The 10,438-nt window shown below is 70.2% G+C and carries 10 protein-coding genes; 3 read left to right on the forward strand and 7 right to left on the reverse strand.

All coding sequences use genetic code 11. The features are described 5' to 3' along the window. From MSZK_RS31805 to MSZK_RS31830, 6 genes are all read right to left on the reverse strand, one after another. Positions 1-952: site-specific integrase (locus MSZK_RS31805; protein WP_017682183.1), on the reverse strand; the 952-nt coding region annotated here is incomplete at its 3' end. Between the two features lie 117 nt (positions 953-1,069). Beyond that, positions 1,070-2,449: an NAD(P)/FAD-dependent oxidoreductase gene (locus MSZK_RS31810; RefSeq protein ID WP_010596918.1), complete on the reverse strand. Its 1,380-nt coding sequence runs from the start codon at positions 2,447-2,449 to the stop codon at positions 1,070-1,072. Further along, positions 2,446-3,342 carry a cytochrome c biogenesis CcdA family protein gene (locus tag MSZK_RS31815; protein ID WP_010596917.1) on the reverse strand — a complete coding sequence of 299 codons (897 nt, stop codon included), beginning with the start codon at positions 3,340-3,342 and terminating at the stop codon, positions 2,446-2,448. The genes MSZK_RS31810 and MSZK_RS31815 overlap by 4 nt, the downstream gene beginning before the upstream one ends. After that, entirely contained in the window at positions 3,339-3,845 is a 507-nt protein-coding gene (locus MSZK_RS31820) for a TlpA disulfide reductase family protein (protein WP_010596916.1), read from the reverse strand. The genes MSZK_RS31815 and MSZK_RS31820 overlap by 4 nt, the downstream gene beginning before the upstream one ends. Then, positions 3,842-4,141 carry a hypothetical protein gene (locus MSZK_RS31825; RefSeq protein WP_010596915.1) on the reverse strand — a complete coding sequence of 100 codons (300 nt, stop codon included), beginning with the start codon at positions 4,139-4,141 and terminating at the stop codon, positions 3,842-3,844. The genes MSZK_RS31820 and MSZK_RS31825 overlap by 4 nt, the downstream gene beginning before the upstream one ends. Beyond that, the gene (locus tag MSZK_RS31830) at positions 4,141-4,530 is read right to left on the reverse strand and encodes a helix-turn-helix transcriptional regulator (protein ID WP_026138108.1); all 390 of its coding nucleotides are present in this window, start codon (positions 4,528-4,530) and stop codon (positions 4,141-4,143) included. The genes MSZK_RS31825 and MSZK_RS31830 overlap by 1 nt, the downstream gene beginning before the upstream one ends. 128 nt (positions 4,531-4,658) lie before the next feature. On the opposite strand from MSZK_RS31830, the gene merA reads away from it, so the two are divergent. The 3 genes from merA to merB all read left to right on the forward strand — a co-directional run bounded on the left by merA (position 4,659) and on the right by merB (position 7,276). After that, a complete protein-coding gene (merA, locus tag MSZK_RS31835; RefSeq protein ID WP_010596913.1) occupies positions 4,659-6,098 on the forward strand; it encodes a mercury(II) reductase in 1,440 nt (479 codons plus the stop codon). An 18-nt stretch (positions 6,099-6,116) separates the two neighbouring features. Continuing rightward, the gene (locus MSZK_RS31840; RefSeq protein ID WP_010596912.1) at positions 6,117-6,560 is read left to right on the forward strand and encodes a MerR family transcriptional regulator; all 444 of its coding nucleotides are present in this window, start codon (positions 6,117-6,119) and stop codon (positions 6,558-6,560) included. A 71-nt stretch (positions 6,561-6,631) separates the two neighbouring features. Then, positions 6,632-7,276: an organomercurial lyase MerB gene (gene merB / locus MSZK_RS31845; protein WP_010596911.1), complete on the forward strand. Its 645-nt coding sequence runs from the start codon at positions 6,632-6,634 to the stop codon at positions 7,274-7,276. Positions 7,277-7,344: 68 nt separating this feature from the next. Here the strand turns inward: merB and MSZK_RS31850 are convergent, their stop codons facing one another. Then, positions 7,345-10,356 carry a Tn3 family transposase gene (locus tag MSZK_RS31850; RefSeq protein WP_099252471.1) on the reverse strand — a complete coding sequence of 1,004 codons (3,012 nt, stop codon included), beginning with the start codon at positions 10,354-10,356 and terminating at the stop codon, positions 7,345-7,347. Between the last annotated feature and the right edge of the window lie 82 nt (positions 10,357-10,438).

Genomic DNA, 10,438 nt, shown 5'->3' on the forward strand with positions numbered 1-10,438 from the left:
ATCGGTGGCCGCGGTCGGGACCGAGGAGGCTGGTGATGCCGCGCATGGCCGCCGGTGAGGGTTTGAAGTAGCGGCGCAGGTTGTCGGGTTTGCGGTGGCGGGACTTGGCCATTAGCTCGAGCAGGCTGGCTCCGGCCTCGCCGAGATGCGTCAGGCCAGAATGCCGGAGTTCGTGCAGGTCCCAGCCGGTGCCGGGTCCGTTGGTGGCGGTGGCGGCATCGAGCAGGGCGCGGGCCTGGCCGTAGGACAACCTGGCCAGGCCGGTGTCGGGGCAGATGTCGCGGTCGGCGACGGCTTTGCGGGGTCCGGGTCGGCGGTGGGTGACGAACAGCGGTCCGCGGGTGCGGCCCTTGGTGAGGCGTGGCAGGAGCCGGGCGGTACCCGCGTCCCAGTACACGAGCTCGTGCGCGTACTCGTGATGGGCGGCGCCGCGGCGGCGGGTGCGGGGCTTGGCGCCCTTGGACTTCACCGGGCAGCACCGCCCGGCCAGGTCGAGGTCTTCGATGTTGACCTGGAGCAGTTCCTCGGTGCGGGCGCATGTTTCGTAGAGCATCCGCCACAGCGTCTTATCCCGCAGGTCGATGTCGCGGCGGGTGATGAGCCGGTCGATCGCGGTGCGCGAGCGCACCGGGGTGGCCGAGTCCGGCGGGGTGGAGCGTTTCACCCACGCGGGGACCGCCGGGGCGAGGTGTCCGTGCTCGCGGCACCACGCCAGCCAAGACGCGACCGCGGCGCGGCGGGCGTTCCAGGTGTTGACCGCCGCCTCGCCCCACAAAGTTTCCAGGGTTTCGCCGATCTCGTCGTCGGCGACATTGGCCAGCGGCCGGGCCTCGCCGAGCCTGGCGGTGGTCTTATCGACGGCGATGGCGTAGGAGCGGCGGGTGTTCGGGGAGCGGATCGAGTCGAGGAAGCCGTCGCCGGCGGCGCGGACGGTGATCCCGGACGACAACATTGTGACCTCCCTGGCCTGCTTGCCACAGATAACAGGGCCGCTTCGCGCACCGCCGGAGCGGAGTCGTCGCAGGCCGGGTTTCATGGTGCCACAGATAACAGGGTGTTATCTGTGGGATCAGTCGGCGGCGGGTCGGTGGACGCCGCCGGCGGCGGCGTTGACGGCTTCGGCGAGGGTGGGGTGGATGTGGATGGCGGCGGCGAGTTGGCCGTAGGTGGCGCCGCAGGTCATGGCGATGACGGCTTCGTGGACGAGGTCGCCGCCGTCGGGTCCGGCGATGTGGCAGCCGAGGATCCGGTCGGTGGCGGCGTCGGCGACGAATTTGACCAGGCCGCGGGTGTTGCCGATGGCGCGTGCTTTGGCAACGCCGGTGAAGTTCTGGCGGCCGATGATCACGTCGTAGCCGGCTGCGCGGGCGGCGGGTTCGGTCAGGCCGACGGCTCCGACTTCGGGGTCGGTGAACACCGCGTGCGGCACGACACGTCCGGTGGTGGTGCGGTCCTGGTCGCGGTAGACGGTGCGGTAGACGATGTCGGCGTCGTCGCGGGCGGTGTGGGTGAACATCGGCCCGCCCCGCAGGTCGCCGATCGCCCACACGTTGTCGGCGGAGGTGTTCAGGGTGTCGCCGACGGTGAGGAAGCCGTGCGGGTCGGGTTGCAGGTCGAGGTGTTCCAGGCCCAGGGCGTCGGTGTTGGGGGTGCGCCCGGTGGCGAGCAGCAGGTGGCTGCCGGTGATCTCGGCGGTCTCGGTGCCGGTGCAGCCGATCCGGATGTTGCCGGCCGTCCCGGCGGCGTGAGTACAGGTGGTGGCGGTCGCGACAGTGATGCCGTCGGCAGTCATGCCGTCGGCGACGGCGGCGCTGATGTCGGGGTCTTCCCCGGGCAGCAGCCGGTCGGCGCGCTGGACGATGGTGACCTCGGCGCCGAATCGCCGGAACATCTGCGCGAATTCGCAGCCGACGTAGCCGCCGCCGACGACGAGCAGGTGGGCGGGTAGTTCGGTGAGGTCGAGCAGCGTGCGGGAGGTGTAGTAGGGCACGGCATCCAAGCCGTCGATGGCCGGGAGGGTGGTGCGGGTGCCGGTCGCGAGGATGATCCGGTCCGCGGTCAGGGTGGTGCCGTCGACGGTGAGGCGCCGGTTACCGGTGAATTGTCCTGCGGCGTGGTAGAAGTCGAGGTCGGCGGATTTTTCGACGGCCCGATACGATCCGGCCCGGATGGAATCGACGAGGGTGTTCTTACGCTCCACCACGGCGGCCAGGTCGACGGTGACCGGACCGCCGACGCGGACGCCGAACTCGGCGGCGCGGCGGGCCTGATGGGCGACGGCGGCGGAGGCGATCATCGTCTTGGTGGGGATGCAGCCCCGGTTCAGGCAGGTCCCGCCGAGCAGTTCCTTCTCGACGAAGGCGACCCGGCCGTGGCGGGCGGCGCGCAGCGCCAGTGGCAGCCCGGACATTCCGCCGCCGAGCACGAGGGTGTCGTAGCGTTCGGTCATTGCGGGCGCCCTTCCTCGATGACGGTCGTCGGGGTGCAGCAGTCGACGGGTGCGGCATCGGTAACGCGGCGCCGGATCATGCGGTGAGCGAGGACGGTGACGGCGGCGGTGAGCACGGTCAGTGCCGCGATCGTCGCCATCAGTGGTGTGTGGTTCTGCAGCCAGGTGCTGGCGGTGGTGGACAGGGCCGCGAATCCGTTGGTGCCGGTGGTGTCGCCGGTGACGGCGGGCAGCCAGTACCAGGCCAGGTAGGCGCCGGTGAGGATGAGCACGGTCGCGGTGATGCGGGTGCCGTGCCGGGCGAGGGCGGCGAGATGGTGGGTGAGCGCGGTACCGGCGGCCGCGGCGGCGAGGCTGACCAGCAGCAGGATCGTCGCGGCGCCGAGGGTGTAGGCGACGAACACCGCGAGCAGCGCACCCCAGCCCGCGGTGGCCTGGGCCTGGGCGATGACGGCCAGCAGCACCCCGAACGTGCACGACAGCGACGCCGCGGCGTAGCCGATCCCGGCGAGGACGATCCCGGTTGTGCCGCCCGGCCCGGTGGCCGGGCGCAGCGCTCGGGTGGGCAGTCGCAGACCGAGCACGCGGCCGGTGAACATGACGACACCGAGCAATACCAGGGCGACACCGACGACCAGACCGAGCCACGGCGCGGCGCTGATCAGCGCGCGGGCACCGGCGCTGATGGCCAGCCCCGCCACGGCCAGGGTGCCCGCGAACCCGAGGGTAAAAGCGACGCCGGTTCGCAGCGCCCGCGCCGTGCGTACCCCGAGCGGTTCGGTGGCGGTGTCGCCGAGGGTGTGGGTGATCCAGGCCGGCAGCAGCGCGAAACCGCACGGATTGACCGGGGCGAGCATGCCCGCGGTGAACGCCAAGGCCAGCAGCCCGTTCACCGGTCCCCGGCCTTCGCCAGCGCGGCGGTGATCTGATCGGCGGACGGGTCGGCGGCCCGGTAGGCGACCGCACCGCCGGGGTCGACGACGAGCAGGGTCGACAGGGCGGCCACGGAGTACCGCTTGGTCAGGGTCGCATCGGTGTCGATGACCGCGGGCACGGTGTCGGTCCCGGTTTGCTGCTGGAAGTCGGTGACGACCTGGGCAGGTTCGGCCGGATCCATGTCGACCAGGACGAAAGCGGCGGTGTCACCGAGTTGTCGCGCAGCCTGCGACAGCGACTTCGCGCCGCCCACGCATTCACCGCAGCCGACCGAAAAGAAGAACATCGCCGTCGGCTTGCCGCTGGGCACGGTCACCGGCGCCCCGGACAGCGCGGTGACCGTGACGGGGTCGGTGGCGGCGCGGGGCGAGGCGGTGTCGGTGCCGCAGGCAGCCAGCACCGTGACCGCCAGGGCGGCGAGCGCCGCGCTCACCGTGCGTCGGGTGATCGGCGTGGTCACGGCTGGGAACTCCGATCGGTCGACGCGTTGGGCTGATGCGATCGGCGGGTGCCCAGCAGTCCGCGGACTGTCCCTCGCTGCGGCGGCTTACGACGGCGCGCGGTGTAGCCGACGGCGGCGAGGACCATCACCGCGGCGGCCACGATCGGTCCCCAACTGCGCAGCGCACCGCCGAGGGCGGTGAGCGCACCGGCCGCGATCAAGGCCGGTCCGGCGCAGCACACGATCATGGCCACGGCGGCACCCACCACCGCGAGCGGGCCGCCGATCCCCGTGGAGTTGTTGCGTACGTTCATCAATGTCCTGCTCCGTTCACACGAGCGGTGTCGATGCGGGTGCAGCAGGTCAGCGCGGCGGCGTTGTCGGCGGCGAGGGAGCGGGCCAGCATCACCAGGTCCGCGACGCGTGGGTCGCCGACGGAGTAGCGCAGCTTCTTGCCGTCACGGCGCGCGGTCACATAACCGCAGTCGGCCAGGCAGGACAGGTGCACCGACACCCGCGGCTGGGAGATCCCGGCATGCTCGACACACTCCGCGGAGGTGCGCTCGGCGGCCAAGATGAACTCCAGCAGCTTCAACCGCGTCGGATCCGACAGCGCGCGAAAGAACTTCGCCGTCGCATCCAGGTGCGTGCAGGCCGTCTCGCCACCGGGCGCGGTGACGGCGGCGGTCGTGGACCGGGGCAAGGGGATCGCCTCCACAAGAAGAAAGTTGAACTATTCGGATAAGCGCATAGTATGATGTCCGGAGATATTCGTCAACGCGAATAGCAACCTGTTCCGTGACCGGAGTCCCCCAGCAAGGAGAACCCGCCGTGACCACGACATCCCCGCGCGCCGATCTGGCGATCATCGGTTCCGGTTCGGCGGCGTTCGCCGCCGCCATCGCCGCGGTCAACCTCGGCAAACGGGTGGTGATGGTCGAGCGCGCCGCGATCGGCGGCACCTGCGTGAACGTGGGCTGCGTGCCGTCGAAGGCGCTGCTGGCCGCCGCGGAGGCCCGGCACACCGCGGCGAGCGCCGACCGGTTCCCGGGGCTGGCGGCGACCGGGGCACCGGTGGACTTCGCCGAGCTGATCGCGGGCAAGAACGCGCTGGTCGACCGGCTTCGCGGCGAGAAGTACCTCGACCTGGCCGCCGACTACGGCTGGGAGATCGTCTCGGGAACCGCCGTCTTCACCGGTACCACCGACGCACCGGTGCTGCGGGTCGAGCAGGGGGCCGATGGCCCGCGGGTGATCGACGCCGATCAGTACCTGATCGCGACCGGCGCCGCGCCGTGGGCGCCGCCGACCGACGGGCTCGCCGAGGCGGGGTATCTGACCTCGACCACCGCGATGGAGCTCGACGTCCTGCCGGGGTCGCTGATCGTGGTGGGCGGCAACGCCATCGGTCTCGAACAGGCACAGTTGTTCGCCCGGCTCGGCACCCGGGTCACGGTGATCGAGGCCCTGGATCGGCTGGCGCCGTTCGAGGAACCCGAGATCTCCCGGGCCATCGCGCAGGTGTTCGCCGACGAAGCCATCACCGTGCTCACCGGCGCCACCCTCGACAAGGCACTGGCCGAGGGCGGCGAGAAACTCGTCACCGTCCGCACCGCCGACGGGGCCACCACCGAACTGCGGGCCGCCCAGCTGCTCATCGCCACCGGCCGCCGCCCCGACACCCCCGGATTGAATCTGGCGGCGGTCGGGGTACGCACCGACGACCGCGGCGCCGTCGTCGTCGACGCCCACCAGCGCAGCAGCAACCCGCGGATCTGGGCCGCGGGCGACGTGGCCGGCGGCCCCCAATTCGTGTACGTCGCGGCGGCGCAGGGCACACTCGCCGCCGGCAACGCCCTCGGGCACGCCGGCCGCACCCTGGACTACACGGCGCTGCCGCGGGTGACATTCACCAGCCCGGCCATCGCCGCGGTCGGCCACACCGACAGCCAAGCCGCCGCAGCCGGATTACGGACCGAGTCGCGGCTGCTCACCGGTGCGAACGTGCCGCGTGCCCTGGTCAACCGGGACACCCGTGGTGTGGTCAAACTCGTCGCCGAGGCCGGGACCGGGCGGGTGCTAGGCGTGCACGCCGTCGCCGAGGGTGCCGGGGATCTGATCACCGCCGCCGGGTACGCGATCACCGCGGGCATGACCGTCGACCAGCTCGCCCGCACCTGGGCGCCGTATCTGACCATGGCCGAAGCGCTGAAACTCACCGCCCAAACCTTCACCGCCGATGTCGCCAAGCTGTCCTGCTGCGCGGGCTGAGGACCGGATCGAGCCGTCATGAACACACCGGTGATGACCATCGGAGACCTGGCCCGCCGCACCGGAGTGCCGGCGAAAGTACTACGCCGCCACCACGACCTGGGCCTGATCTACAGCCTCGGCCGCAGCCGGGCCGGATACCGGCTCTTCGACGAACACGCGCTGTGGTGCGTCGAGGTCATCGCCACCCTGCGCGGCCTCGGCCTCACGGAGGCCGAAATCCGTCAGCTCGCCGCCACCTGCGACGACAGCGCCCGGCCGGTCGGACCGCAGCTGGCCGAACTACTGGCCCGCTCCCGGACCCGGATCGAGGACCGCATCCGCGACCTCGACGAGCAGCGCCGCCGCATCGACGAGTTCGAACACCACCACCACGACGCGTTGACCCGGGCGACCAGCCACGACCGAGCCGCCGCCCCGCCGTGGGTGCCGGATCCGAGGACATGCGGCTGCGGCGCTTGACCTTCCCTGCGGTGGCAAGCCCGACACTCGATCCCACACCCGTGACTACACGCTCCGAGGGGACACCAGCGATGACGACCAACCCGTTCGCCACCACCATCGTCGACACACTGTTCGACTCCACCGCCAATACGGGAACGAACCTGATGGGCACCGCGATGCGGCTGCTCGCGGCCGGTGAACCGATCACCATCGAACAGCTCGCTACCGCCGCCGGCGCCAGCGTCGCCGACGTCGAGAACGCGCCCGCCGCCGCGGACATCGAATACGACGACCGGCACCGCATCCTCGGCTGGGGCCTGACCCTCAATCCCACCCCGCACCGGTTCACCGTCGACGGCCACCAGCTCTACACCTGGTGCGCCGCCGACACCCTGCTGTTCCCCGCCATCATCGGTCGCCCCGCCACCGTCGAATCCACCTGCGCCGCAACCGGAACCACCATCCGACTGTCCGTTGACCCGGCCTCCGGGGTCAGCGGCCTCGACCCGGCCACCGCGGTCATCTCTGTACCCGGCCCCGACGAACTCGACCCGACCCGGGTCCGCGCCACCACCTGCAACCCCGGCCGCTACTTCGCCACCGCCGTGGCGGCCGCCGACTGGCAGAGCCGGCACCCCACCGGGCTCGTGCTGCCCGTCGCCGACGCCTACGCCCAGCTGCGCCCGATCAGCGACCGCGTCCTCACCGCCACCGAACCACCACGCTGTCGCTGACCCAACCCAGGCCACCGATGTGCCCAGCTACGCCCCAGCACCCTCTCCCGGAAGGTGGTAGCCGGCGGTCAGAAGAGGGTGTCGCGGACCCGCAGCGGCCGGTACCCGGTGGGGCCGAGCTGGGCCAGTTCGGCGTCGATGTCGACCTCGATGGCGCCGAAGAAGTTGATGTTCTCGCTGTGCGCCGGAGAAATGTGCGCCAGCACCTCGTCATCGATGCGCCGCCCGGCCCGCCGCATCTGTTCGGTCGCCAGACCGTAATACTCCGTGGTCCAGGCGATGACGGCGTTGGTCGCCAACGTGAGGCACCATGCCTGTTCGGTCTGTCCCTCCAGGTGCCTCGCGCGCACGGTTCCTTCATGCGCGTAGAGCAGGTCGCGGCGGAGCGCGTGCAGGGATTCGCCCTTGTTGAGCTGGCGGGAGATCTTGCGTCGATAGCCCGGGTCGGACAGATACCGGGCGGCGTAGATCGTGCGCCGCAGCGCCCCGTACTCCTTGAGCGCCGCCGCGAGGGCGTTCTGCCGGCCCGACGCCGACAGCTTGCCGACCAGCAGCGACGCGGTGGCGTGCCCGAACTTCAGCGACCCGGCCAGCCGGAGCAGGTCGTCGTAGTGCTCGGCGATCAGATCGAGATTGCACCGCCGGGTCAAAAGCGGGCCCGCGTGCGGGAACGCGGACTCGACCTGGGCTCGCGGCGCCGCCCGGTACAGGGTGATCCGGCCCAGGTCCCGGATGCGGGGCGAGAGCTGCAACCCGAGCAGGTCGAACAGCCCGAAGTTCACCAGGGTGACGCCGTGCGTGTCGGTCGCATGCTCGGTGATCGGCAGATCCGTTGCATTGCCGAGGATTTCGTCCAGCACGTAGTGAGCTTCACGTCTCGTCGCGACGATGACCTTCGTGCCGTAGGTGGCGTGCTGATCGGTGACATGGGTATACGTGCTCAGTCCTTCGTTCGCGAAATAGCGGCTCAACGCTCTGGCAGTGACCGATTTGCCACGGGTCGGGAACCGCTGCCCATCACTGGAGGACAGGGTGCCGGCCCCGAAGATCGGGGTCAGCGGCAGGCGTTGGTGGTAGTCGATGATCGTCAGGTTCGCCGCCCGCAGCGTCTCCTCCCGCACATACCACTCCGAAGTCCAGGCCAGGATGTCGTAGGAGATGCCGGAGGCCTCCGCCATACGGGTGAGACCCAGGTTGGTGGAGTAGGCCAGCAGCACCGCGATGAGGTTGCGCTTCAACTCCGGGGTGCGGGACTGCTTACCGCCGGCGTGGGTGAAGCAGTCCAGGTAGCCGGTGCGTTTGTCCAGCTCGATCAACAGCGACACGATCGGCGCGAACGGCAGCATCTCCGTCAACTCCTGCTTCAACGCCACCGCTTCGGCCGGAACGTCTTCTGCCGACAGCGGCGAGACCACCAGGTCACCGGCCTCATCGAGACGGACCGGGCCGTCGCCGTCGGCGAGCACCTTCTCCAACTCGCTCATAGCGTCGTGCAGCTCGTCGGTGGCGGTCGCCAGGGCGCGGGCCGGATCAGCGGACTTGCCGACCAGGCGGCAGAACTCGTCACGCTGCGGCTCCCACGCCTGCGGGGTCAGCAGGTAAGCGGCCGGGTCGGCGTAGCGGCGCGACCCCGGCACGAACACGTCGCCGCTGCGCAACCCGTCCCGCAGCCCCAGCAGCACGCACAGCTCCCAGTAGTGCCGATAGGCGGTGGTGTTGCCGGCTTTGCGGGCCTCGTCGAGGTAGCCGCGCCACTTCGTCGGCACGAACCCCGTCGGCGCGTCGTCGGGCACCTTGCGGGTACCGGTCGCATTCAGCTCCCGCAGCATGTGCACCCCGATCAGCAGCTCGATCGCCGCGGTGCCGCCGGCGAACCGGACTGTCGACAGCACCTGCGGGGTGAACTGCCGCAGATAGGAGTACGAGCTGTCCAGAGCGGCCAGGTGCCCGTGATCGCGCGGCAGCCGAGGTTTGGCCTGCGCGACCGCGGCCCGCAACCGCTCCCATCCGATCCGATCGCCCCGGATCAGGCCGCCGATCTCCTCGTCAGGGATCTGCGTGTCGGTGATGATGGCCAGCAAGTCGTCGAGCAACCCCTGCCGATCCTCTCCGGCCTTACCGCGCTCGGCGAGCTCGTCGCGCATCCGGCGTTCGGCTTTGCTCAACCTGGCCGAGATCGCCTGATCGAACAGCTGCACCACCTCGTCGAGCACATCGGTGGCCGACTGAGCCAACACCGTGAGCAGGATCGGGTAGCGGCGTTGCGGATCCCGGCGTTCCAAGGCTTGGCCCGTCAAGCGTCGGCCCACAGTCGCCAGGAACCGCCGCCGCTCCGCCGGCAGCACCGACATATCCAGCTCATCCGCGCCCAGGTTGCGCAGGAACACCAGCTTCTCGACCTCGGCCTTCACCGCGGTCGCCGACGCCTCCACCGGGCCGGTCGACAACCACCGCAACCGCGACATCCCGATAGACGGGTCGGCGACCAGCAACGCATCCAGTTCCTTACACCGCTGCGGCGTGAACTCGCGCGCCAACCGGTCATAGGTCTCCCGCTGCGCCTGCGTGCGAGCATGCGCGACCCGGCGGACCACCGTGTCCGGGCCCGGCCGGATCACCCGCGCCGAGATCAGGTACTCACACGCCAGCCGGAACAACAGCGTCGGCGAATCGTGCTCCATCGCCCGCGCCAGAAGGAACTCATCCAGCTCCTTCAACTCCATCGACCCGGCAGGCCGCCACCCCAGATACTGGGCCACCAGCCGCACATGCTCGGTCCGCGTCTGCGCCCGCTTGCCATACGAACGAAGCTGCACCGCATCGACATTCAGCTGATCCGCCAACCGGGCCACCGCCACCGGCGGCGCCGACGACACCTTGTCCGGCACGAACCCCAGCCACGGCAAGGTGCACAACGCCACCGCCAGGCCCAGACGGACCGCAGGGCCCCTGCCCTGCGGAGCAACGAACGCCAGATCCGCCGGGGTCAGCGTGAAGTACCGGAACAACTCCTCACGACTGATCTCCGGGAACTCCCGCAGGCGCTGCAACTCCTCGTCCGCGAATACCCGCGTGAGCAATGATCAGAACCTGTGGATCCCGGGCGGGCGTGCCTTCCCGGAAGATGATCTGCAAGGAATCCGAATTCTGATCAAGACCAGC

The sequence above is a fragment of the Mycobacterium sp. shizuoka-1 genome, assembly GCF_002723835.1.
Taxonomy (GTDB): domain Bacteria; phylum Actinomycetota; class Actinomycetes; order Mycobacteriales; family Mycobacteriaceae; genus Mycobacterium.